This window comes from Colwellia marinimaniae, from assembly GCF_002207865.1.
GTDB classification, from domain to species: domain Bacteria; phylum Pseudomonadota; class Gammaproteobacteria; order Enterobacterales; family Alteromonadaceae; genus Colwellia; species Colwellia marinimaniae.
Genome location: NZ_BDQM01000002.1, coordinates 174,049 through 198,813, shown reverse-complemented (window position 1 = coordinate 198,813; position 24,765 = coordinate 174,049). Strand labels below are relative to the sequence as shown.

Here is a 24,765-nt window from a genome sequence, read left to right as displayed (position 1 = left end):
GCTCTAAGCTGCTAGCTGTGAATTAATTGCGGCAAACTTACCTTAGCTTGCTACTTGGGTCAATTGACCCACTGCAATTATTATTGATAAAATATTTTATCATTAGTGTTAAGTTATTGACACTGCGGGCGATAATAGCCTTAAAATATGTTTTTTATTATTAGTGATTTATTCGCTAAGACCATTAGCGAATAGTTTTTACATAATGTACTATTCTTTTATTGAAATCTGGTTTTGGCATAAAGTGTTGGTTGTTTAGGGGAACTCTGTGGATTTAGCTACGTTAATTGGTATTTTAGGCGCTGTCGGTTTATTGGTCATGGCTATGGTGTTAGCGGGTGACATCATGATGTTTCTTGATACCCAGTCAGTGATCATTGTTTTTGGTGGTTCACTTTTTGTGGTGATGTCTAATTATAATATGGGACAGTTTTTCGGTATCGGTAAAATCATACTTAAAGCTTTTATTTTTAAAATAGAAAAACCGGAAGAGTTGATTGAAAAAGCGGTTGATATGGCCGATGCTGCACGTAAAGGCGGATTTTTAGCTTTAGAAGAAGCGGAAATTAGCAATGCTTTTATGCAAAAAGGTGTCGATATGTTGGTCGATGGTCACGATGCCGATGTAGTACGAGCTACTTTACAAAAAGATATTGATTTAACTACCGAACGTCATGAAACTGGCGGCAATATGATGATGGCGCTCGCCGATGTTGCTCCTGCGATGGGCATGATAGGCACCTTAATTGGTTTGGTCGCTATGTTATCAAATATGGATGACCCTAAATCTATCGGACCTGCGATGGCGGTGGCTTTATTAACAACCCTCTATGGTGCCTTTCTCGCCAATGTTATTGCCATACCTATTGCCTCTAAATTAAAACTACGCATGGCCGAAGAAAAAATGAATCAAGAGCTAATACTTGATGCTGTTTTAGGTATTCAAGATGGGCAAAACCCCCGTGTTATCGAAGGCTTATTGAAAAATTATTTAGCTGAAGGTAAACGAAAAGTCGATACTACAGAAGAATAGCGGGAGTAGTCTTATGTTAGGAATGCTTATGTTAAGAGGGATTATGTTAGGAGTGCTTATGTTACGAGGTAATCATGGCTAAGCAAAAATGTAAGTGCCCACCTCCTGGATTACCCGCATGGATGGGCACCTTTGCCGACCTTATGTCACTGTTAATGTGTTTTTTTATTTTGTTATTATCTTTCTCTGAGATGGATGTGCTGAAATTTAAGCAAATTGCTGGCTCGATGAAATTTGCCTTTGGTGTGCAAAATAAAATTGAAGTAAAAGACATTCCTAAAGGTACCAGTATTATTGCGCAAGAGTTTCGCCCAGGAAAACCTGATCCAACGCCTATTGAAGTTATTCAGCAACAAACCATGGAAATGACCCAGCAAATGCTTGAGTTTCAAGCCGGAGATGAAACCTCTGCTGGTGGACGACAAGAGCAACGAGGCACTGAACGTGGTGGTCAAGCACAAAATACCGAAGATGCTATGTCTGCGCAAGCCATACTACAAGCACAAGAAGAAATAGCGCGTGCGGCACAAGAGCAAGTGAATGACTTAGTGAAGAAGATAGCTGAGCAACTTGAGCAACAAATTCAAGATGGTGCCATCGAATTAGAGTCACTAGGTCAGCAGGTGATTATTCGTATTCGTGAAAATGGCTCTTTTCCTTCTGGTTCTGCTTTTTTACAACCTAAATTTAGACCCATTATTGAAGAAATAGGTGCGTTACTTAATACCATACCAGGAGAAATCATGGTCTCGGGTAATACCGATGATCGCGGTGTCGATTCTGAGTTATTTAGCTCAAACTGGGATCTGTCGACTAAACGTGCGGTAGCCATAGCACATGTCTTGATTAAAGTGCCAGGTTTTGATCCTACTCGGCTTGTGGTTGCTGGCTATGCCGATACTCGACCATTAGTACCCAATACCAATGCCCTTAATCGTCGACGTAATCGTCGGGTTGAAATTTCGATCAATCAAGGTAAAGCCAAAGAAACCGATCGAATAAGTATCAGAAAAGAATAGCAAACAGATTTTTAGTGTTAAAACCTTAAAAAAGACTGATAAATAGTGTACAATCCGCGCCATTATTTTTTTGTCTTTTTTAGGTTATAACCGATGAAATTTATCGTAAAGCTTCAAGCCGAGATCACCATTAAATCTCGCCCCGTCCGTAAACGTTTTACTAAAATCTTAGAATCGAACGTTAGGAATGTTTTACGTCGTATTGACGAGCAAGTCACTACACGTATGAACTGGGATAATATTGAAGTCAATACCAAAGACAACTCACCTGAAAACCGTGAACGTTTAGTTGAAGCCCTTAAATGCATTCCGGGCATACCGATTTTTCTAGAAGTTCAACAAACTGATTTTGTTGATGTTCATGATATTTATGAGAAAACGTTGGCGGTTCATGCCAAAAGTATTGAAAACAAAACCTTTTGTGTACGTGTTAAACGGACCGGTAATCACGACTTTAACTCCTTAAAAGTAGAGCAATATGTTGGTGGTGGTTTAAACCAACACGTTGCCAGCGCTAAGGTTAAATTAAAAAACCCTGATGTAACCGTACGTCTTGAAATTAAAAATAAAGACTTATTTATTGTTACTGAACGTCATAAAGGTTTAGGCGGTTTCCCGATTGCAACCCAAGAAGATGTGTTATCACTTATGTCTGGTGGTTTCGATTCAGGTGTTGCCAGTTACCAAATGATTAAAAAAGGTGCACGTACCCACTACTGTTTCTTTAACCTTGGTGGCTCAGCGCACGAAGTGGGTGTTAAACAAGTGAGTTATTATTTATGGAATAAATTTGGCTCCTCGCACAAAGTTAAATTCTTCGCAGTAGATTTTGAACCTGTGATCGCTGAGATATTAGAGAAGGTTGACAATAGCCATATGGGTGTGGTGTTAAAGCGTATGATGATGCGTGCTGCCACTAAAATTGCCGAGCGAGGTAAAATTCAAGCCCTTGTTACCGGTGAAAGTTTAGGCCAGGTTTCCAGTCAAACCTTAACCAACTTAAACGTTATCAACCGTGTCACTGATACGCTAATTTTACGCCCGTTAGGCGCATACGATAAACAAGATATTATTGATATTGCGCGTAAAATAGGCACAGAAGATTTTGCCAAGACTATTCCTGAATACTGTGGTGTTATCTCTAAAAAACCGACGGTAAAAGCGGTACTCGCTAAAGTGATAGAAGAAGAAGGTCACTTTGATTTTGATATTTTAGACAAGGTTATTAGCGAGACACGTGTTTTTGATATTCGAGATATTGGTAAAGAAACCGAAGAAGAAATTCATGCGGTAGATCTTGTTGAGAACATCCCTGATAATGCCGTCGTTGTTGATATCCGTAGTCCAGCAGAAGAAGAAGATAAACCATTAGTGCTAGGTGATATCGAAGTTAAGCATATCCCTTTCTATAAGCTTGCTACGCAGTTTGGCGACTTAGATATGTCGAAAGATTACCTACTTTATTGTGATCACGGGGTGATGAGTAAACTACAAGCGTTGTATTTACTTGATAATGGTTTTAAAAACGTAAAAGTCTATCGCCCTTAATTATCATTCCTTAACGTCATCATGGCAACATTATCTACCTGAGTAATGTTGCTATCTTAGCTTTAATACGTCTTTATAAGGGCTAATTTTTAAAGCTTATTTTTAATGGACAGGTTTAAGGTCTAACACCTGTTGCCACAGTCGAGTATTTTCCGGTGTGGCAACATTATTCTTCTTACCTATACGGTGAATATAACCGTTAATAAAATCAATCTCTGTTGCTCTGCCGCCCAAAACATCACTACGCATTGACGAGCAGTTTCTCGCCGTTGCTTGCGCGACTTTAGCAACCATTTTTTGTAAGTCGGTAAAGGCTAACTCTATACCTTCCGTGTGGCTGACTGCGGTAATTTCAGTTAATATTAAATTTATTTGTCTAGTAAACTTCTGGTTATTTATCTCGCCATTATCAATATTGTTAATGGCCGTGATTGGGTTAATGACACAATTTATTGCCAATTTTAACCATTGTTTTTTTACTATATCTTGATGGAAATTTACCTGGGCTAAGGCGTTGTTTAGCTGGTTGGTCAATTGCGTTTGTTGGTTTGAGCTTAACTCACCTGCAAGTAGCCCAATATCACTTTGGCCAAGTCCTGTATGGGTTATGGCTAAGGGCATACTTCGTAAGCAGCCATGGGTGGTTAACATGGTTAGTATAACTTGCTGACTCGGTAGCAAGTTAACCACCTCGGCAAAAGGTCCCATGCCATTATGAGCAAGAATTACTAGGCAATGAGGATTAATGTCTTGTGCCATTTGCTGTATTGCATCGGCAATATGAAATGACTTTAGGCATAGGATGATAATATCGGCGGAATTTATATCAGCACTTTGACTATAAGTGAGAGGGTGAATTTCAGCGTGCAGTTGTTGATAGGGGGTAAATTGATATTTTGCTGACTTAAGCTCACTGGCACTAAGTTGCTCTTGGTTAGAAGCCAGTAGAGTAACATTGGTATTGGTATGAGCTAAATGATGATACCAAAGTAAACCCATGGCTCCTTGTCCAACGACAACAATATTCGCTAGCGTATTTGTCATAAGTTAATTATTTACCTTTTTCATTCATTAGTAGTGGTTAGTTAGCGTTGCTTAGTTACTTTTTTTTGAAAAAAGATCAGGTAAAGCCATGTTGCTAAAACGAACAAACTAATGCCAATAACGTCAGCAATAAAGTCGCCAAACTCACCACTTCTATAACCGAGAAAAGATTGACCAATTTCAGTTAACGCGCCATAAAACATAAGTAAAGGCACACAAAGGCGCAGAGACAATTTTATAACCGAGTGGCTCACCCAAGTTAAAATAAAAAAACTGATCAGGTGGCCCATGGTATCAATTGCGGGAAACTGGAATATGCGTTTCCTTAAGGTGTCAGGTGAAAATTCATGAGCGAAAAGCAGTAATATTGTGACGATAATCACAGCAATAAAAAAATAAGTATGTTGGCGAGCTTTCACAACGAGCCTGTTAATAATTAAGTAAGTGCCTCGATACTAGCATGGTTTTGCCAGTATTTCTTATTGGCTTTCCCTGTCAGTTATCGTATATATATTTGTTAAGTGCTTTAGTTAAGTGCTTTAGTTAAGTGCTTTAGTTTAGCGCTTTAGTTGCGTGCTTTGGCAGCAAAGGTATAATGGTGGCATTGTGCAAACTTACCCCATATAGAGAATATATTATGCCTTCAATGGATATTGTATCAGAAACTGATTTAGAAGAAGTTCGTAATGCTGTCGACAATGCTAATCGTGAAATTAGTACACGTTTTGACTTTCGTGGTGTTGAGGCAAGTTTTGAGTGGAAAAAGCCCAATGTAACCTTGAAAGCCGAAGGTGATTTTCAATTAAAGCAAATGTGCGACATATTGCGCAGCCAATTAACTAAACGCAATGTTGATGCTAAAGCCATGAGCATTGGTGATGCCAGTGCCACAGGTAAGAACTGGAGTCTACAAGTCACCTTTAAAGAAGGTATTGAACAAGATATGGCGAAAAAAGTAGTCAAGCTTATTAAAGGTGAAAAACTAAAAGTTCAAGCGGCTATCCAAGGTGAACAAGTGCGGGTAACAGGTAAAAAACGTGATGATTTACAAGCGGTAATGCGTTTACTAAAAGCCGCTGAGTTAGAGCAATCTTTTCAGTATACTAACTTTAAAGACTAGTTTTTCTTTCCTACTAGGAAGATAAACAGCTAACTTAATTAGTGTTTTAAAAAAAACCATAACTATTGTTATGGTTTTTTATGTTTGTTTAACCGTGTTAAATTCATTGCAACTAATGGTATAAGCCGACTTATAATGACATGGGGTAATAAACCTTAGCCTATTCAAAAATGAAATCTGCTACTAAAGAGGACAGTTAAGTCATTATTGTTAGTTAAATTTTTAACAATGCCGCCTTCAATAACCCATGTTGGCTGCAGCCATTGCAGGCCAAGGGTAACTTGGTGCGTTATTTCATCTGCTTCTTGCCATCGGCCATTGAGCTCAGTTACTACATATAATTCTGACCCTATACCCCAATCAGGGTAAACTGACGGTGATAAACGATATTGCCAAGAAATATCATATCGACCACTATCTGCACGGCTATTAATACCCGCTTGATAAAGTGCATCAATATCGAATTCATGTCTGCCTTGAAAAAATGTATAAACAAAGCCAGCTTGAACTGCAGGCTCGCGAACATTGTCACTAGCATCACTAGGAACATTATTCATAGGAACAATAGCACCTGCTAACAAGGCTAATCTTGCTGTGCCAGAGAAAAAGTCATCTTGCATTACCGTGTGACGATATAATGCAGATAACTCGCCAAAATGATTTTCATCGTTAGCTGTTATTTTGTAAGGGATGGAAAATAGCAAAGCTTGATCATTGCTTAAGCCGTAGGCCGTACTGGTATGAAAGTTACCGCTGCTGCTACCGGTAATATGCTCATATAAAAACCTTACCACATAGCCATGTTTATCAAGGGGCAAAGCAACAAATGATCTTAAGCCCATACTATGGGCATTGGGCACATTAAGTAACGAAAGTAGGGTAATATTCGCTATGGCAGAGAGGCTAGTTGTTAGCTTCTTCATCTGATATCACCGTGACTTTTATTGGCGTAAATCCAGCATCGAGTATAGCTTGCTTAATCATTGCTATTGAGGGGGATTTTGCCTCAGTTTCTAATTGCACTTTCTTCATTTTCATACTGACCTGTACTTTTGCTACCCCTGCCATTTTATTGAAGGTGCGATTTAAACTATCAACACATAACGCACAGGTCATGCCGTGAATTTCTACTTCTATTGTTTTAGCCTTGACTGCAAAGCTAAAAGATAATGTCAGTGCTAAAGCGGTTAGTAATAAAAATATTTTCATTGTTTAGTTCTCCTTATAGGTCGAGTAAATTTCGCATGGGTAGTAACAGGTAACTGGTGAAAAAGCCAATAAACAAGATCATTGCACTTAGCCAAAATATTTTTTTGTTCAATTGTTTTGATTTTTTACAAAAGGCGGCTAAGTCAGCCTCAGCAGGGCAATGTTGATTAGGACGCCAAATAACCCCAGCTAAAATCAGCAAAATAAATGCCGCTAGGGTTAGGGTCCAGATCTTATGTTCAGCTAAAAAAAATAGCCCTGGAAGGTTGTAGTTTAAACTCGCCACTAGCGCACCAAAGCCCAAGGTGACGAGCAATATAGGTAAGGCACAACAAAGCAATGTGCCACTAGTAATAAAAAGTGTCAGCCACTTTAAATAAGGTTTTTCTAAAATATTAGAGTTTGCCATGTTAACCCTTACCGCTTGAACATGAGCCTGATACTTGGATCGGTGGGCATGGCACTGAACCATAAGAACAAAAGACACAACAATCTCCTTGAAGAGGTTTCAATAATACCTGACAAGCAGTACATTCATAGAACCATTGGCAAGCATTCGTCGGCATTTCCACTAATTTTTTATGGCCACATTCCGGGCAGATTAGTTCTGAGTCGATGGTGATTTTAGTCATAAGCGCTTCCTAGTTTGTTTATGTTAGTATAGAACCTATAGTTACTATAGGTTCAAGGGCTTTTGACATGAATTATGAAAAATATTCTATTGGCCAGCTGGCAAAAAAAACCGCGTGTAAGGTGGAAACGGTGCATTACTATGAAAAAATAGGTTTAATGCCTGAGCCACCGAGAACCGAAGGAGGGCACAGGGTCTATGCCTTACCTCATGTTAAACGCTTGAATTTTATCAGGCGTAGTCGTGCTCTAGGCTTTAGAATTGAGCAAATTAAAGAGCTACTTAAATTTATAGATGAGCCAAACCACTATTGTGGCGAAGTTAAAGCAATGGCAATGCAACAAGCTAGCGTTGTACAAGAGAAAATAGCTGATTTACAGCGTCTGCAATCAGCATTAAATGAAATGATTATTCAATGTTCCACTGGGAATAAACCGGTTGATGACTGTCCTATTGTTGATGCACTCTACACTGAGAACGTAGTAGGACAAGGCTAAGATAATAGTAATATTGATATTCATTATTACTGTTTATAGCCTAGCTTAGCGGTATTTCCACCATAGCATTTACTCAATACCCCCCGATCTAAGGGCTTTTCCAAATAACATTTATTCACAGCCTTAACCTTAGCGTTATTTCAGCGATTAGCTCGGTAACACTTAATACTAGGAGTGAACTAGTTTTCATTATTTATTTAAATAAATTAAGCCCAGGTATTAGGCTATATTTCTATTTCATGCAAATAAAGCTGCACATTTTCTAAGTTAATATGACTTTTTTTATAATAAGTAGGAGAAAGATCAATGGCGTGTTGTAAAAAATATTTTGCCTCTTGATAACGACCATCTAATAATAAAAAATAGCCGATATCATTATACGCCTCAGCTGTAGTCATCACTTGTTTAAAAAGCTGTATTGATTTGTTGTATTGACCTGTTCGTACATAAATCAACCCTAAGTTAAGCTTCGCCCGTTCAAAAGCAGGATTGGCATTAAGGGCTTCTTTATAGTGTTTTTCGGCCAAAACATAATGATGAGTTAGGTAATACGAATAGCCTAAGTTAGTGTGAATAAGGGATAAATCATCGCTGATGGTTAATAGTAGCTTAAATATTTCCCTGGCATATTCATGCTGGCTATCAAGATCATTTAACACCGCATAAACATTGTAAGCTGATAATGGTGAGTCTTGATCGAGTTCGATCAAACCATTTTCAATATTGCCATTTTGTAATCGATTTTGATCTAAATTAACGCTGCGCTCGAGTAGTGTTCTGGCTTTATTCATATTTCTTTGTTCTAGATAATAAATACCTACTTCAGCCAAGGCTGGGATATGGTCAGGATTGATGGTTAATGCTTGCTTAAAAGCCCTAATGGCTAATTCTGGACTATTCAAGCTATTTTGAATTTTGCCAATTTGGCAAAACACATCAACATCGTTTTTATCCAATTCAAGCGCTTGAATATAATAAAAAATAGCCTTTTTGGGATTGTTATTCAGCTCTTCACGTTTTGCCTGTGCTATATTTTGTTGTTTAGATAGCACAATATTGGCGGAGTCTTTGTTTGCATTTGTCTGTTCAAGACTATTAGTGCTAGTACAACCGACACTAGCGAAAGAAAAGCTTAACAGTAAAAAAATTCTAATTAGGTATTTATCACTTAAATATTTCATCACTAAAACGCCTTATCCCAAACATTCATTACTTTCAATACTGCGGGGCCAATGGCAACAATAAAGAAAGAGGGCCAAATACAAAACATCATCGGAAAAATCATTTTTACGCCAAGTTTAGCGGCATTTTCTTCCGCCGCCTGTAAGCGTTTATCCCGATACTCATCGGCATAAACCCGAATAGTTTCAGCGACACCAGTACCAAGCCTCAGGCTTTGTACAATAACTGAATTTAAGCCTCTTATATCTTCTAAGCCAGTTCGGTCACTAAATTCCTGTAATGCTTGCTGCATTGATAAACCGACGCGAACTTTACTGCAAACCAAACCAAGTTCATGGGCTAGGGTCGGGTGGACAAATTCCAGTTCATTTTTAACGCGTTGAAATGCCTCTAATAAGCCTAAACCGGCCTCACAACAGACTATTAATAAATCCAACGCATCGGGGAAAAACTTACGCAGCTCTTTCATGCGCCGATCAGCCAACTTATGCAGTATTAGTGCTGGCAATATATAAGTTAAGCCGATAATAAAGGCGAAAATATATAAGGTAACTAACATAGATATGCCACCAGAAAATTTCATCACCACAATAGCAAGGGTTACGCCAGATAACATCGACATTAATTTCAGGGCATTAAATATTTTTAAAGCATTGGTTGAATGATAGCCCGCATGTATAAGTAATTTTCTGGTGGCTTTATCGCCCGAAAATCGGTTATTAATTAATGGCAGGTATTTAAGTTTATTTAAATTATGCTCCAGCGTAGTGGTGTAATCTTCTTGTTGATGTGTTGCTGATAAGGGCTGTTTTTTAAGCTTGTCTATCTGCGCCTTTACCGGCGAATAAATTCCTGAAAAGAAATAGTAAAATGCCATAGCTAAAGTCACACCAGCGGTGGCTGCGACAATATAAATCACCCATTCAACCATGACTTTGTTATCAGTAAAACTTAGCAACAAACCTTGTATATATTCCATAGTTTATACCTCTATTTGAATCAGTTTTTTTATCCAAAAAATGCCTAACAGCATGCCAGCTCCTCCCCATTTAAGCAGGTTAATACCCGCGGGTGTTGAGGTTAATTCAGCCACATAATTTGGCGACGAGATGTATAAAACGGCAAAGAGTACAAAGGGCATTAACACTAAAACCCAACCGGAAAGACGGCCTTCTGCGGACAAGGTTTTTATCTTTCTTTTGAAGGTGAATCGTTGCCTGATCACTTTCGATAATTTATCAATATTTTCGGCAAGATTACCACCCGTGGATTTTTGAATAGCAACGGCACTGGAAAAAGCCATTGCTGAAGTGCTGGGCACTCGTTTGACAAAATAAAGTAGTGCTGTTTTTGTGTCATTACCAAAATTAATGCGATTAAACATTATCTTAAATTCATCGGCTAAATAACCGTCCATTTCCTCAAAAACCAGCTTAATCGCATCACTAAAAGCATAACCTGCTTGTAAACCTCTTTTTAGTACGTCCATGGCTTCAGGAAATTGCTCTTCAATTTTTTCCATACGAAGCGTGGTATCGCGATTTAATTTGAGATGAAACGCCAGTAAAGTCAGCAAGGCAATTATCAAACTAAATAACCAATCCTTGCTGAAGAAACTAACGGTAATAAAGGCCAAGCTACTCGTGGCTAAGGCGATAGCTAAATATTGATGACCTAATAGTTTTGACCCTGATATTTCCATTTTATAGGTTAAATTTTCAATCAAAGGTAAGGTCTCTAACCAGCGAGTAAAAGGGGGTAAGTGCGCGACTCTACTATTGAGTAATATATTTCTTTCAATGTTTTTGTCTGTTAATGCCAGAGAAAGTAAATGTTTTTTTAGCTGCTTGGTATCAGCCCTTTGAGGACTGTAGACTGAAACGAACAAACTTTGTGCCAATAAAACGACTGCGGCAAAAACTAAAAGTAAAAATATAAGTTGCGGACTCATAATGCCTCCTATTAGAAATTCACTGTTGATTCATCAATGCCAAATAAGCTATAAGGTAAGTCGATCCCCTTAAGGGCTAATTGACGATGAAATTCTGGTATTACTCCCGTGGCTTGGTAACTGCCTATTATATTTCCTTGTTCATCTTTATCCTCTCGTTTGAAAGTGAAAATTTCCGACATGGTAATCACATCCCCTTCCATGCCAGTAACTTCTTGAATACTGGTAATGCGTCGACAACCATCTTCTTGACGTTGTAACTGCACCACCACATCAATGGCAGAAGATATTTGCGCTCTAATATTATGTATAGGCATGTCAAAACCGCCCATACAAATCATATTTTCTAAACGACCTAAGGCATCGCGAGGAGAGTTGGCGTGCAAAGTAGTTAGTGAACCTTCATGACCGGTATTCATCGCCGCCAACATATCTATGGCTTCTGCTCCTCTCACTTCACCAATAACAATTCGGTCAGGACGCATTCTTAAACAATTTTTCACCAGATCTCGTTGTGATATTTCGCCCTTACCTTCGATATTGGCTGGACGTGTTTCTAAACGGACCGTGTGCGGCTGCTGTAATTGTAATTCCGCTGAATCTTCTATGGTGATAATCCGTTCGTCTTCAGGGATGTAACCCGATAAAATATTAAGTAGTGTGGTTTTACCACTACCAGTACCCCCTGAAATCAACACATTAAGCTTACCCTTAACAACCGCTTTGATTAGTTGTCCCATTTCGTAGCTCATAGTGCCGTAGTCAATGAGCTGTTCGGCTGAGAGTTTATCGACAGTAAAACGGCGAATAGATAAAACCGGACCATCAAGGGCTAAGGGAGGAATAATGGCATTGACTCTACTACCATCTTTAAGGCGGGCATCTACCATAGGCGATGATTCATCAACTCGGCGACCGACACTAGAAACAATGCGATCAATAATACTAAGTAGATGTTTATCATCATAAAATTTCACCGCTACTTTTTCTAATTTCCCCTTACGTTCTACATAAATACTGTCATAGCGGTTAACTAAAATATCGGCAATTGTCGGATCTTCTAACAGGGTTTCTAACGGACCAAGCCCTAAAATTTCATCAATAATTAGCTTTATCAATATTTGACGAACGTTTAAACTTATTGGTCGGGTTAATTCATCTAATAAACTACAGCATAACTCGGTAATTTGCGCTTTCGCGATCTTATTCTCCATAGTTTCCAATACGGACAAATCTAACAAGGTTAATATCTTGCCAAAAATTTCTTGCTTAGTTTGCATATCCTCAGCAGTTAAAATACTAAAGGGATCTACTGTTTTTGTATCAAGTAACATTACGCACCTCCGAAAATTTTACTGAAAAAGTTTGGCTTTTCTTTGGGGAACTTAATCGGAAAAGCATTTCTTATAATGGTACAAATTTCTTTATGGATGATTTTGTTCTCGGTCAGTTTTGCTAAAGGCGATCCTAAATCGGTACAAGAACTAGCTAATTGATAATTATTACTGACATAAAAAACACTATCGATAAGCAAGGCTTTTTTTATATCATTAAGGCTAATATGAGTGACTTTTTTGGAATGACGATTAACTATTATTTGAATCATATTCTTGCTGACACCCATTCGTTCCGTTAGTTGTTGAATAAGGGCTTTGGCTTCTCTCAAACTAACAATATTTTGTTGGACAACAATGAGAAACTGGCTAGATAGTGAGACTAAAGGCAAGGTGAGCATATCTAAACCACGAGATAAATCGACTAAAATCAAATCATGATTTAGTTTTATTTTCCATATAAGCTGCTCTAAGTGCTTAAAGTTTTTATTTTGCTCTTGATCAAGTTGAGCGTAGGCTTTACTGGCTAACAAGCTTAAATTATTGCGTTTGGTCATCATAGACTTTATCGCCATGTTATCCAGTTTATCAATTTCATTTAGCGCATCGGTCAAGAAATAATTGGCTTTAAGGTTGAGGGAGTCAGCGAGAGAGCCGTAGTGTAAATCTGCATCAATAAGTACTATTTCATCTGGACAGAGGTTGGCACTAATCTCACCTAAACAAGCGGTAATAAAACTAGCACCTGAGCCTGACTTACCATTAATGATGCTAATAACAGGGGCAACTTTTTTTGTTTTTAAAATATTATTGGCTGATAAGGTTAAGGTATTAAAAAGCTCCTGCTCAATATCGTCAAAAGGAATAATATCTAGTACATGATGATGCATCGCTGTTCGAATAATATCAGCGGCAATACCATCACCTAACAATAATGTAGGCATATGCTCAAGGGCCAATTTTTCAATAACCTGTTGGCAAGTATCATTGTCTTTATTAATGGCTAAGATAACTAATTCAAACTGACTAAATTGCTCTGGTATTTTTTCACTGAATTCAACGTTTAAATTACTTATTAAGTTAAATTGACTAGTAAGCGTAACTTGCATATTAACTTCGCTACAAATAACGAGCACAGCTAAGTGAACTGGTAGGCTTTGCTTCTTTTTGAAAAAGTTATCAGTCACAGTTAACCTTCCATCAGGTAAATCAACAACATTATTGATATTTTTACTATTCATAAGTCTTCCTTAAATAACTGTTCCTTAGCAATATATTCTTATCAACGCTATAACTATGTGGCGTCACTTGGCAAACAATAGCTATATTTTGTTCGTGTTGCACCTAAGCTTTCTCTTGGTAATGTGGTGGCAAAACTAGGTGAGTTAAGCGTTAAAAATAAACCAGGAATGATTAACTGGTGTTGGTAATTAATTATTTCTGCTCTAACAAGTTTTATTTTATCAATATCAGTTACTGGCGAACCATCTAGTTCTAGGTAACTTATTTGTAAATTTGTTATGCCTAGGTTTGGCGCCATCGGTATTTTGTCAAACAGGGCAGCTGCGAGCATAGGATCAAAAGCGGACATTGAACTATGGTCGAAATGACAAACCGTTGCTAATCTGGCGCCGCGCCTTGAGGCTTCGGTGAGTATATTCCACACAAAAAATAACCGTCCTACTTCAAATACTGCAAATAACAGTAAAAAAAATACCGCACCGACAATGGCAAACTCTATGGTATAAACGCCATTTTGTCGGTTTTTTTTAAGTTCTCTACCGCCTCTAAACATGGTTATAAAGCCCTCATGGTATAGGTCGATATCAGCGGAAAGCTTAAATCAATATCATCACCTAAACCGAAAGTAAAAAAAGTGTCAGAAAATATCGGTTGCCAATCATAAGTCACGGTGATGGTGATAAAATCGCCGCTAATACTGAAGCTGATATCATCATCATTAAGATTGGGCAGCAGTAAGTTAGCGTTAGCGTGTTGACCATAGCGTATTAAATTCTTTACTTCGTCCCAAGTAACACCGGATATGCTTATTTCGTCGTTGGTACCAGTTTTAGCCTTAGCCGTTAAATAGCGACTAGCATCTCTGACCGACTTATTCAGGGTATTGTATTGCAACATCAAGCGGCCAAATTCAGCACTGGCAAAAATTAACAGTAATAAAAAGGGCAATACCAGCGTAAATTCGATGGCGGCAAAACCTTGTTGTTTACTTTTATTAGTTATGCTAGCTGCGGTTATCTTGTTTTTGATAGTTATCATACATTACTCCTAAGAATCGGTACTGCCAGGTACATGGTATAACACCATTTTATAAGGGCCTGGCGTATCCACAGGCGCTAAGCTCGGATTACCGCCACCCGGGCAATCATCAATAAACTCCCCTATTACATAAGAAGTCAGGCCTTTATGTTCGACTTTTTGAGTGAGAAAAAAGCAACGAACCCCTAAAAAATTAACCTGTCCCGAACTGTTACATTCGCCAACCACTAGAGGCATAATTCTTCGTCTGTGTGTTGCGTGATCAGCGAAACTAAAATTTTCCTCGTTTGGGGGGGGATTGCTTAACCCCATGGTTGGTACGGTGCAGCCACTTATTTCATTGTCCTCTATATACCAAGCTGCTTGGTATGCTTTATGCTCATATGCAGCAGCTAAAGCATCCTCATTTATTACACCATCCACTTCAATGTCTGCAATAGTAATTATCTCCCCTTGACAAATATTTTCATCTCTGTGGTAAGTTAGTTCTTCTCCTCGGATGTTCCGCTCCCATAGTCCTAAACGAGTGTTAAGCCCTGTAGCTACAGCGTTTACTTTATTACCGGACGCAGTTGTATAATTTACTGTTGCATTAAAGCAAGTATCAATTTGATTTGGCGCGCCAGCCAGGCCTTTGAGAATAACATCGGCGCTGGAACTACCTCCTAGAGCAAGCAATTGAAAGTTACCTGGACCAACGGGTAAGCTGGTATGAGAGCCCAGTTTCATCATATATAACCTATTTTCATCTAAGCCAAAATTCTTCGTATTTGGGGTGCCACAAACCATCATTGGCACTACTTTAGTAAAACAATTCTTTATTGCGGTACTAGGGCCTGCCAAAGCAGTAGCAGAAACGCGTTTATTAAAACTAAAAACATGGGCGAGAAAGTTATCTAAGGTTATTTTCTTTAGTGAAACCTTGACAAATTGAGCGTCAATACTGGGGTCAGTGACGGCACTAAATGGATCCGCTTCGACAGAATACGCTATGGTTAACAAGGCGCTAGTATCGCCATCAAAAGCGATAGCACGGGATAATTCTTGTTGATCGGTATGGGCAAGATTTATTTGTAATAAATTGATAGCGGCAGCCGATGCTTGTGCCTTAGTTGCCCCCTGATCCAGCTCTTTGGCGGCATGTAAGGCGGCAGCATCTACCAGATTTTGCAAGCGGCCTTTATTTAATAATAAATGGCCGCCATCTAAGGCCAAGGATGCCAGCGTTATCAGTGCTAATAAACTGATAACAAAAAGCACCAGTACATTACCTTTTTGACAACCTTGGTCTGTTGTTGGCCTATGTGTATGCGGGAGATATAACATAAGTATTTAACCTACTTAGTGTTCTGTGTCATTTGACGAGATTCTTTCATGCTGTAAACACTGCGTTGATATTTTTTAATGACATGCTGGCCGTAGTTACCATTTAAGGTGGCAATAATGCCATCATTTAGCTCTGCTGCGTTGGGGTTGAGTATTTGCACTTGTTTTATTTGTTGGCTCGATACGGCTAGCTGATAACTAGGTTGCTCGGCACAGCCCAATATCAGTACGCTTGATAAGGCTAACAATGTACTGTTGAGTAAGTTACATTTTTTCATTACTAACTCCTTATTAAATTTTAGGGCTATTAATCGCTTTTAGTTACTTTAAGTTGATGACCATAACGCTGATTAGTGCCGCCATCATTGGTTAAAATAAGCGTGTTATGGTTTGCTGCTTGATTCGGTGATGTCGTTGCTTTTTGGCTGTTTTGCCGGGTCATTGTGCCTAATAGATAAAACTCCATATCGGAGACGGGCACAAAGCCATCGGTAGGTAAGGAAATATCTTTTTTATTAAAGGGTCTGACTAATCGGGGTGTTACCAGAATGACTAATTCCGTTTGACCACTAATATATTCATGGCTACGAAACAACTGTCCTAAAATGGGCAAATCTCCCAAACCTGGTATCTTACTCACACTGTCGCGTAAGGTATCACTTAACAAACCACCGATAGCTATGGTTTGGCCATCAGCAAGTTCCACTGTGGTTTCCGCCGATCTTTTGATAATTGAAGGGACTATTAAGGTTGATGATGAACCTATGGGGGTAACGCCAACGCCATGAGAATTACTTAATTCACTGACTAATATCTTGAGGTTTAAATTGATTTTTCCTGAATCTAATACCGTCGGTACAAAGCTTACGCCGACCCCGAAATTTTTAAATTGTATCGTGGTACCTTTTTCACCAGGTACCGGCACGGGAAATTCCCCACCAGCTAAAAATTCAGCTTTCTGGCCACTTAAGGCGGTAATGTTTGGCTCGGCCAGTATTTTTGCTAAACCATTTTGTTTAGCAACATCTAGGGCAAAGCTAAACTGCATATCGCCATTAATTAAAGAGCCAAAAAAGCCACTGCTAAGGCTGGCCGCCGCCCCTGCTCCAATGCCATTAACCATACCAAGGGTGCCATCTGAGCCTTTAAAGGTTAACGACATATGCGCATTAAATTTACGCGCAATTTCAGTGCTTACTTCTGCGACAGTCACTTCAAGCATGACCTGATGGCCGCCACCAATAGAAATCATATTGAGCACTTTACTTTTTACGTTACCTACCGATGCCGCTTCGGCATAACCACTAGCAAGCTCAACTGCGGTATTCATTTTTGCCAATGACGAGGATTGACCACTGAGTACTAATTGTCCTTGCGATGTTTCCACACCAATATTTTCACCGGGCAGATAATGATATAAGCGTTGGCGCAAACTATGTAAATCATGAGTCACTTCAAGGTTGATAATATCAACCAATTTATCTTCTTCGTCCCATACCATGATATTGGTGGTACCTAACATCTTGCCGACAATATAAAGTTCTTTGGCACGCAATATTAAGATATCCGCTATTTTATCATTACCTATTGAAACTCGGCTGACTGTTTGATTCATAGTTAGATTTCTTGACTTGAAAATGGGCACTTTTAATTCATCGTTTATTAGTTTAGTTGGTCCCCCAGCTAATACGGCCGAACTAATGAATAATTGCACTATTATCAATAAAATAGAGCAGTTGATTAGGGTAATTAGTTTAACGGTTTTACCTTTCATGACTGTATCCTTATTAGCCCAAGAGCCTCAATATATATTCGATTTAATAGCTAAGCGACGGCAGCTTTAAATAGCGATTAAATATCTACCTGCACGGTTTGTTGTCTAACACCTCTGATTAACTCTACTCTCTGCCTTTGGCGGATTTTAGGGGCAGGCTTAGGTGTAATATCAGCAACAACATCCACTTTTGGCTCTGCTGCTGGTTTTTCACTGGCAATAACTACCGGTTCGTCATCAATTGGATTACGTAAGGCAAGTTGTAAATAACCACTTCTGCGGGCACTCATTAGTATTTCTGCTTGGGTTAAATCAACCTCAACGGTGATCGCGCGTACCAGTTGCGGTTTGTTTTCACCGCTTGAGGCACGTTGATCAACCGCCAGTATATTGATATTGGAAAGAATCACTTCGGTTGTGGGCTTGCCATCTTGCTGGTAAGTATTGAGAATATCTACTCGGTTGCCCGGTAATAAAAAACCAGCAACACCAACAACATCATTCACTCGAATGGTTATCGCGCGCATATTTTCGCCGATCAAACTGGCTAAATAACTGCCATCACCTTGTTTTGCCAACCGTTCTTGTCTAACAATATCGCCAAGGTAAAATTGGTTTTTAGCGACTTTGCCGATAGCCTCAGCTAAACTTTGCACCGCTTTATCTGGTGCCATTGATTTTGGAAACACTTTTAAACTGAGATGTTTAGCGGTTAAAATAGTGCCGGTTGGAATACTTACTGCGGCCATAACAATATTGACTTGTGCTTCGGTTAATTCTTTCTGGCTATCATTTAGCCAATTTTTGGCAATTAATACAGCGCCAACACCAAAAACCAATGACATGGTAATAAAAATAATAGTGTTTTTATTCATTACTCACTCCTTAATTTATTTGACTCATTATGATGGTTAGGCTTATCTGGGGTCGAGTTATCTGAGCTATGCACAAAGTAATGTTGCCAGGCAAAACAGATAAGCGCCTGGGTAACTACAGGTGCTAATTGATTAAATTTGATTTGATCACAAACTATGCTTAATAAATCACGCGGCAAGCAGGGTAAAAAATCTTTCTGATCGACATAGTGACGCTGCTCAACCAAGTAATTGAAAATGTCATTTTCGCAAGTAAGTTGATAGTCCGCACAGGTTTTAAACCATAACTTTTTATAGAGTTCCACAGATAAGGCTTCAAACTTAATTTTGTAACCTAAGCGACGTAAGAAGGCTTCATCCACCAAGTCTTGTGGCGCTAGATTGGTTGAAAAAAGTAAAATGAGTTCGAAAGGAATTTCAAAATGTAAACCGTTGGGTAAGGACAAAAAATCTCGGCGTTCTTCTAACGGAATGATCCAGCGGTTAAATAGCGCTATCGGGCTAATTTTTTGCCGTCCTAAGTCATCTAATAATAAAATACCGTTATTGGCTTTTAATTGCAGTGGCGCTTTATAAGTATGATTAGTAGCATCAAAATTAACTTCCAACATATCAGCCGTCAATTCGCCCCCGGTGACTAATAACGGCCGTTGGCATAAATGCCAGCGGGGATCATAACCCTGTGTTAAGGATACTAATGTGGCAGCGTCGTTATGCTGTTTTACTCCTTTGGTGCTTAATATATGTAATTGTGGATCGTAAAGCTGAATAATAATATTATTCACTTCTATAGCGGCTGGTATTAAGACATCATCACCAAAGAGTAGATTCAAATGTCGACAGAGGTAACTTTTACCTACCCCAGGAGCCCCATAAATTAAAATAGGTTTAGTGGAATTTAATGCTGGACCTATGGTGGCCATTAACTCGGCTGAAAACATCAAGTTACTAAAGCGTTGTTGCAACAACTCTTTTACTATGATGGTATTGCGGCTGGTTTGTTTCAGACAAATATCACTGTATTGTGATAAAGGCACAGGTGCTATACCTAGGTAACCGCCTTGGTTAAAGGCTTTTTCTGCCTCTGTAGCGCCTAATTCACTAAGCGCGTAACGCATTTGACCACTTTTGCTCGATTGACGATTTTCCAACCAGTTAATCGTTTTGGCATGATCTAATAAATTTTGAATAATGCCACCACTTAAGGCCATTTTTTCTACTAACAGGCGTACACTGACCACATGTTCAACTAACATATGTTTAATTAATAGTTGTAATAGTAACTGTTCGGACAGGCCGGTTTCGGCAATGGTACTTGGCCGTTTTGCCATAGCCGCTAAGGCCTGTTCATCTTGAGGAATAACTAGTGATGGTGAATTATCGCTAAGTACGGAGGGACTATCTCCTTGACTGCTTTCTTTATTGCATTCTTTATTGTTTTCTGGGTTGTTTTTTTTGCTGTTTTTCCGGCCACTTTTAAGTAATAAGGACAGACCATGTTTAGGTGGAATTGGGTATTGTGTCTGAGGTAATGAGTCACGGGTGGAGCTAGCGACACTCTCTGAGACCTTGCCAGATAAATTTTCGGATATCGTGTTAGAAGCATTGCCAGAGACACTTTCAACTGTATTAGCAGCTGCGCTATTACTTGCACTATCACCAGCACTATTAGCTAAGTTGCCCGCTTGATTAGTCCGATCGAAAGGTGATGAGTCCATGGTAATTCCTATAACATTATTTAGTTATTTCTTGTCTGTGCCTGTTAAGTGTTTTTACTGCTAAGGGTAAGTACTTAGTAAATGTTACTGACCTTATTAGCCATTTTATTAGCTACGACTAAGCAGAACCGCAATTTTCGGTGCTATGTCAGCGGTTATTACTGCCGTTATTACTGCCGTTATTTCAGCGGCTATTTCTGGGCCTATCTCAGGACTCAGGTAACACGCGAACAACCAACCTAACGCTAAAGCGGGGGCGTAGGGCACCAAGACCGCTGACTGTTTTTCACTTTTGTTGATAAAAGCTTGGCTGGTCATCTTAAGCAGACCTGACCAACCGACCTTATAAATCGCTAAGAAAAAACTGGTAAAAATGCCAAAAATAATGCCATAGACCACAGACCAAAATAATAAGGTTGGCCCCGAAAACGCACCTACGGCTATCATTAACTTGACATCACCAGCGCCTAAATAACGAAAATAAAACGCCGGTAATAACAAGGCCATTGCTAACCCTGCTCCCAGTAATGCTTGCCCTAAGCCATACCATTGGTTGCTATAAGCTTGCAAGGCAAGGGCAGCTAGTAGCCCAGCCAAACAAAGCTTATTGGGTATACGTTGATAGCGCAGATCAAAATATAAAGCGCTAAGCAACAATAGTAAGGTTATCAACAGCATTAGCATTTCTAGGAGCAGCTTGCAGCTGTTGTAGTTACAGTCCCATCATTAGCAGTGGTGGATGTTGCTGCAGTATAACTTTTCCCTTCGGCGGCACAAGCTAGGGTATTAATTTGTCCGGTAGCACTCTCGCCTAAAGTTAGAAAGGCGCCGACCATACCACCAACCACTAAACCACCGGCAATGGCATATTCAACCGCGGTCAAACCACTTTCATCTGCAATAAAATCTTTAAGAAAACTTTTCATAGATTGAGTTAATTTATTCATTAGATGCTCCAAAACCATTAATGTTTATGCTTGATTGCAAAGCATGAGCTAACAAATGCACTTGGTCTATCCTCTAGCTGCTGCTAGGACGAAGGTACTATTCAGGTACTTAACAGAAGGTAAGTACCGACTAGTTAATGACAAAGGCAGTTGCAAGCAATCCTTTGCTGTTTTACTCAATACAGTCAATTAAACTTAATACGGTTTATCAATATCGGTTAAGACTATCGTTTAAGACTTTCCGTTTAAGATATAAATTGAGCGTACTAATAAAGTTAGTCGGTTTTATTTGATGTCGCTAACATCAGATTGCTATCTATTGCACCCAGTTGCGAGTTGGTAAGGAAGCGCGAACAAGTTCCCGCCTACGGGTAATTATAATATGCTGGCGGTGACAGCGCAGCTTCTCTGCTGCTGCGTTGCAGATAAAGAAGCGCATGGATAATGCGTAGGCGGGATTTTAATCGCGCATGGGTAAGGAAGCGAACAAGTTCCCGCCTACGGGTAATTATAATATGCTGGCGGTGATGGTGACGTTAACAGCGGTATCTTGTTGATAAATATCGGCCAACCACTGTATTTTACCCGTAGGGCTTAACCAAACAGTTTGATAAGTGAGGTAAACCGCAATGCTTTGCGCTAGTTTGATGTGCTGGGTTTTTTTCACCGCGAGTGCATTTCTTACTTGCCGTTGTTTGTTTTTAGGCTCATTAGTCATAAATTTTTCAACCAGTAAATTGGCGTATTGTAAACGTACACAACCATGACTTAGCGCCCGATATTTTTTCGAAAAAAGATGTTTTGCTGGGGTATCATGTAAATAGACTGAATGAAAGTTTTTTATATTAAAACGGTATTTTCCCAAAGCATTTTTTTTTCCTGCTACCTGTATTAATTTGTACTCTCCCAAAGCGGCCTTTATTGAGCGGGAATCATTAAAAACAGGTCGAAGCACTTGCTTAGCACCATAGCCTTTTGCCAATTTAAAGTTTTGCCGTCTTAGTGAGCCTGGGTTGCGAGAATTCTCGACTAATAACTCTTTATGAATAATATTATAGGTTGGTGTCCATTGTGGATTGATGGTGACACTGCTCACTTTAGTGACCATTATCGGGGTAGGGTGCTGATTATCACCAACAATCACTTTCATCGATAATGTTTCTTGCTGGTTTTCAATAAAGTATAAACGATAGGCGGGAATATTAACCAGTATATAACGTGATGGTGGTTTACTGGGTAATGATAACCAACGCCATAAATTGATTTGCATGATTTTAAGGCGTTTCTCTGGCTTGGTATTAAGTGCTTTAATTGTTTTCGCCGTTAACTTGCCATTGGCGGTTAAACCATGTCGAGCTTGAAATTTTTTAAGGGCGCTAATGACTTCTGGATCAAAAATATGCCGCCGATAGTGGGAGTACTGTGCTGTGCTAAGATCGGCTAAAGCAACTAAAATACTGCGCAGCTTAATAACATCTTTATGTCCTTGACCTAACCTTAAGGATAATTTTTCATCAATTACTGGCCAAGGCGTTTCTGTTAATTTACGGTAATGGGTAATTGCCATGCGCAGACGTATCACTTGATCAAATTGTGGTAATAACTGCTCAACATAACGGGCAAGCTGATTATTTTTTACTGCTTTAAGGATGTCTGCACGGGGTTTTTCTTGCGGCTTAAACTGATAACCATTAAATAAAGTAGCAATAGTAAATAATTGCTGAGTGAGCAGTTGATCAATTTTTTTACCCTGCGGACCCGCTAAGTTATTGATATCATCAAAAGCTAACGGGTGAATACCGAGATCATTCAGTAAGCTTAATAATGACAGCCCTGATAAATTGAGTTTATCATGTTCAAGCCATAAATAATTTTTACTATGATGAGCTATCAACTGCTGATAGTTAAGCTGCTTATCTTGAGCTAATAGCCCTACTGGTAAAACCATTACTGAGGAGTTATCCAAAAAGTTTTCAGTAAATACAAAAGCTTGCACTGTTTTTGCCATCGTATTGCTTAACAATAAAAAATATAAAAGAATCATGATTGATTTCACTTTATCTCCTTGGTTTTTTCGTTATGCAACTGGCTTTTACTTAAGTCGATAGCTATCAATTAAGAGCACTAAGGCGACGATTTTTTGCTTGCTGTATTTTCGTTATTGGCAATAATTCCATTCTTAATTTTTGATATCGCTGATATAAGCAGCTGAGCTCTATGCCTAGTTCCTTTTTGATATATGCGGTTGGTGTTAGACCAAGATGCTCTTTAAAGCTGCGGCAAAAGTGTGATGGATTTGAGAAACCAACAGCAAAAGAAACATTGGTGACAGAAGAATTTTCTTGACGTAAGAGGTACTCACTCTCTTCCAAGCGTCGACATAAAATATATTGGCAATAACCAACACCACATAAATCTTTAAACATATGACTAATACGACTAGGGCTTAAATATAAACTATTCGATGCTTGTTTTAGTGACGGGGCATCGAAAAAATGTTGCTCGATTAATTCAAACAGTCCCTCTAAAGGATGACTTATTAGCTCTTCTATGGCGGGCATAAAATCACTTGTTATTGACTCTTGTTCAAAACAATCAATATCAGTGGTTTCGTTAAGTTCAACTAACAGGTTAGTCAAGGCTTGGTTATTCATCGGCAGATGGAACACATCTTTAACACCGAGTTTCAGCGCATGATGCAGCATAGGTATTGAGATGCAAGCGGACAAAATATAAAGTGATTTTTTTGAAAAATCACGACTGATAGTTTCTATATTATAACAGTGAAGTTCAGAATGGCAGTCCATTACATAAGCAATGGCACCTAAAGAGCCATTGAGCTTTTTTATATGCTCAAGAGAAGGTATGATTTTGAAGGCAAGTTTATCATCTAGTCTATGACAAACCTCGTTGAGGCTGTTTTTGTTATGTCCGATAACACCAAAGTATTCTTTCGCTTTGAGAATAGCCATACTCATCCTTAAATATCCGAGTGATTGATAACCTAATACAGACAAAGAACTAGTTGAACAATAGTTTAAAAATATGCATTTATCACACCTTTTTGTAATATATTAACCAATACAATTAGTTATAATCTCAATAAAAAATTCTTAAGTAAAACTGTTAAAAATTACGACACTTTTTCATCGATATTGTAATTGTGATTCGCAAATTGCAGATGAAATTAAGAAAAAGGCTCTTGCTATTTTAGTCTAGCTAATACATTTATCGGGTGACCTTGCTGCAAGATTATAGTTTCTCAGTATAGGAACTT

27 protein-coding genes are annotated in these 24,765 nt (G+C 38.9%); 5 read left to right on the top strand and 22 right to left on the bottom strand.

The window, feature by feature from the left end:
- Positions 1 to 268: 268 nt before the first annotated feature.
- From pomA to thiI, 3 genes are all read left to right on the top strand, one after another.
- Complete coding sequence (gene pomA / locus MTCD1_RS02440) at positions 269 to 1,033, top strand: flagellar motor protein PomA (protein WP_057179945.1); 765 nt, start codon at positions 269 to 271, stop codon at positions 1,031 to 1,033.
- Between the two features lie 74 nt (positions 1,034 to 1,107).
- A complete protein-coding gene (locus MTCD1_RS02435) occupies positions 1,108 to 2,052 on the top strand; it encodes a flagellar motor protein MotB (RefSeq protein WP_057179946.1) in 945 nt (314 codons plus the stop codon).
- A gap of 93 nt (positions 2,053 to 2,145) precedes the next feature.
- The gene (gene thiI / locus MTCD1_RS02430) at positions 2,146 to 3,600 is read left to right on the top strand and encodes a tRNA uracil 4-sulfurtransferase ThiI (RefSeq protein ID WP_057179947.1); all 1,455 of its coding nucleotides are present in this window, start codon (positions 2,146 to 2,148) and stop codon (positions 3,598 to 3,600) included.
- A 102-nt stretch (positions 3,601 to 3,702) separates the two neighbouring features.
- Here thiI and MTCD1_RS02425 read toward each other — a convergent pair whose 3' ends face one another.
- Entirely contained in the window at positions 3,703 to 4,644 is a 942-nt protein-coding gene (locus MTCD1_RS02425) for a ketopantoate reductase family protein (protein WP_082606426.1), read from the bottom strand.
- A 41-nt stretch (positions 4,645 to 4,685) separates the two neighbouring features.
- Complete coding sequence (locus MTCD1_RS02420; RefSeq protein WP_057179948.1) at positions 4,686 to 5,063, bottom strand: VanZ family protein; 378 nt, start codon at positions 5,061 to 5,063, stop codon at positions 4,686 to 4,688.
- 218 nt (positions 5,064 to 5,281) lie between these two features.
- Here MTCD1_RS02420 and MTCD1_RS02415 point away from each other — a divergent pair, with 218 nt between their 5' ends.
- Positions 5,282 to 5,764 carry a YajQ family cyclic di-GMP-binding protein gene (locus MTCD1_RS02415; protein ID WP_057179949.1) on the top strand — a complete coding sequence of 161 codons (483 nt, stop codon included), beginning with the start codon at positions 5,282 to 5,284 and terminating at the stop codon, positions 5,762 to 5,764.
- Between the two features lie 164 nt (positions 5,765 to 5,928).
- Here MTCD1_RS02415 and MTCD1_RS02410 read toward each other — a convergent pair whose 3' ends face one another.
- The 4 genes from MTCD1_RS02410 to MTCD1_RS02395 are packed head-to-tail and all read right to left on the bottom strand — an operon-like array spanning position 5,929 to position 7,605.
- Positions 5,929 to 6,687: a hypothetical protein gene (locus MTCD1_RS02410; protein WP_057179950.1), complete on the bottom strand. Its 759-nt coding sequence runs from the start codon at positions 6,685 to 6,687 to the stop codon at positions 5,929 to 5,931.
- Positions 6,668 to 6,973: a heavy-metal-associated domain-containing protein gene (locus MTCD1_RS02405; protein ID WP_057179951.1), complete on the bottom strand. Its 306-nt coding sequence runs from the start codon at positions 6,971 to 6,973 to the stop codon at positions 6,668 to 6,670. The genes MTCD1_RS02410 and MTCD1_RS02405 overlap by 20 nt, the downstream gene beginning before the upstream one ends.
- 13 nt (positions 6,974 to 6,986) lie before the next feature.
- On the bottom strand, positions 6,987 to 7,382 hold the full coding sequence (locus tag MTCD1_RS02400; RefSeq protein WP_057179952.1) for a hypothetical protein: 396 nt from the start codon (positions 7,380 to 7,382) through the stop codon (positions 6,987 to 6,989).
- Position 7,383: 1 nt separating this feature from the next.
- The gene (locus tag MTCD1_RS02395; RefSeq protein ID WP_082606427.1) at positions 7,384 to 7,605 is read right to left on the bottom strand and encodes a GDCCVxC domain-containing (seleno)protein; all 222 of its coding nucleotides are present in this window, start codon (positions 7,603 to 7,605) and stop codon (positions 7,384 to 7,386) included.
- A 67-nt stretch (positions 7,606 to 7,672) separates the two neighbouring features.
- On the opposite strand from MTCD1_RS02395, the gene MTCD1_RS02390 reads away from it, so the two are divergent.
- A complete protein-coding gene (locus MTCD1_RS02390; RefSeq protein WP_057179953.1) occupies positions 7,673 to 8,101 on the top strand; it encodes a MerR family transcriptional regulator in 429 nt (142 codons plus the stop codon).
- Between the two features lie 224 nt (positions 8,102 to 8,325).
- On the opposite strand, the gene MTCD1_RS02385 is transcribed toward MTCD1_RS02390, so the two are convergent.
- The 16 genes from MTCD1_RS02385 to MTCD1_RS02310 form a co-directional block, all read right to left on the bottom strand.
- The gene (locus MTCD1_RS02385; RefSeq protein WP_057179954.1) at positions 8,326 to 9,282 is read right to left on the bottom strand and encodes a tetratricopeptide repeat protein; all 957 of its coding nucleotides are present in this window, start codon (positions 9,280 to 9,282) and stop codon (positions 8,326 to 8,328) included.
- Between the two features lie 2 nt (positions 9,283 to 9,284).
- A complete protein-coding gene (locus MTCD1_RS02380) occupies positions 9,285 to 10,262 on the bottom strand; it encodes a type II secretion system F family protein (RefSeq protein WP_057179955.1) in 978 nt (325 codons plus the stop codon).
- A gap of 3 nt (positions 10,263 to 10,265) precedes the next feature.
- Positions 10,266 to 11,234, bottom strand: a complete 969-nt coding sequence (locus tag MTCD1_RS02375) for a type II secretion system F family protein (protein WP_197410251.1) — start codon at positions 11,232 to 11,234, stop codon at positions 10,266 to 10,268.
- Between the two features lie 11 nt (positions 11,235 to 11,245).
- Positions 11,246 to 12,568, bottom strand: a complete 1,323-nt coding sequence (locus MTCD1_RS02370; protein WP_057179957.1) for a TadA family conjugal transfer-associated ATPase — start codon at positions 12,566 to 12,568, stop codon at positions 11,246 to 11,248.
- A complete protein-coding gene (locus tag MTCD1_RS02365) occupies positions 12,568 to 13,809 on the bottom strand; it encodes a CpaE/TadZ family protein (RefSeq protein ID WP_088568895.1) in 1,242 nt (413 codons plus the stop codon). The genes MTCD1_RS02370 and MTCD1_RS02365 overlap by 1 nt, the downstream gene beginning before the upstream one ends.
- 53 nt (positions 13,810 to 13,862) lie before the next feature.
- A complete protein-coding gene (locus tag MTCD1_RS02360; protein WP_057179958.1) occupies positions 13,863 to 14,363 on the bottom strand; it encodes a TadE/TadG family type IV pilus assembly protein in 501 nt (166 codons plus the stop codon).
- 2 nt (positions 14,364 to 14,365) lie between these two features.
- Positions 14,366 to 14,848, bottom strand: coding sequence for a TadE/TadG family type IV pilus assembly protein (locus MTCD1_RS02355; RefSeq protein ID WP_057179959.1), 483 nt, complete (start codon positions 14,846 to 14,848; stop codon positions 14,366 to 14,368).
- 9 nt (positions 14,849 to 14,857) lie between these two features.
- Positions 14,858 to 16,174 (bottom strand): TadE/TadG family type IV pilus assembly protein, encoded by a 1,317-nt coding sequence (locus tag MTCD1_RS02350; protein ID WP_057179960.1) that lies wholly within the window; start codon positions 16,172 to 16,174, stop codon positions 14,858 to 14,860.
- Positions 16,175 to 16,185: 11 nt separating this feature from the next.
- On the bottom strand, positions 16,186 to 16,452 hold the full coding sequence (locus tag MTCD1_RS02345) for a hypothetical protein (protein ID WP_057179961.1): 267 nt from the start codon (positions 16,450 to 16,452) through the stop codon (positions 16,186 to 16,188).
- 29 nt (positions 16,453 to 16,481) lie between these two features.
- On the bottom strand, positions 16,482 to 17,948 hold the full coding sequence (locus MTCD1_RS02340; RefSeq protein ID WP_057179962.1) for a type II and III secretion system protein family protein: 1,467 nt from the start codon (positions 17,946 to 17,948) through the stop codon (positions 16,482 to 16,484).
- Between the two features lie 77 nt (positions 17,949 to 18,025).
- Positions 18,026 to 18,823 carry a Flp pilus assembly protein CpaB gene (gene cpaB / locus MTCD1_RS02335; RefSeq protein ID WP_057179963.1) on the bottom strand — a complete coding sequence of 266 codons (798 nt, stop codon included), beginning with the start codon at positions 18,821 to 18,823 and terminating at the stop codon, positions 18,026 to 18,028.
- A complete protein-coding gene (locus MTCD1_RS02330; RefSeq protein WP_088568894.1) occupies positions 18,823 to 20,541 on the bottom strand; it encodes a DUF8689 domain-containing protein in 1,719 nt (572 codons plus the stop codon). The genes cpaB and MTCD1_RS02330 overlap by 1 nt, the downstream gene beginning before the upstream one ends.
- A gap of 108 nt (positions 20,542 to 20,649) precedes the next feature.
- A complete protein-coding gene (locus MTCD1_RS02325; RefSeq protein ID WP_159459894.1) occupies positions 20,650 to 21,219 on the bottom strand; it encodes an A24 family peptidase in 570 nt (189 codons plus the stop codon).
- A gap of 8 nt (positions 21,220 to 21,227) precedes the next feature.
- Positions 21,228 to 21,488, bottom strand: coding sequence for a Flp family type IVb pilin (locus tag MTCD1_RS02320; protein WP_057179965.1), 261 nt, complete (start codon positions 21,486 to 21,488; stop codon positions 21,228 to 21,230).
- A gap of 508 nt (positions 21,489 to 21,996) precedes the next feature.
- Positions 21,997 to 23,544 (bottom strand): L,D-transpeptidase family protein, encoded by a 1,548-nt coding sequence (locus MTCD1_RS02315; protein WP_057179966.1) that lies wholly within the window; start codon positions 23,542 to 23,544, stop codon positions 21,997 to 21,999.
- Between the two features lie 55 nt (positions 23,545 to 23,599).
- Positions 23,600 to 24,460, bottom strand: a complete 861-nt coding sequence (locus MTCD1_RS02310; RefSeq protein ID WP_057179967.1) for a helix-turn-helix transcriptional regulator — start codon at positions 24,458 to 24,460, stop codon at positions 23,600 to 23,602.
- Positions 24,461 to 24,765: the final 305 nt, after the last annotated feature.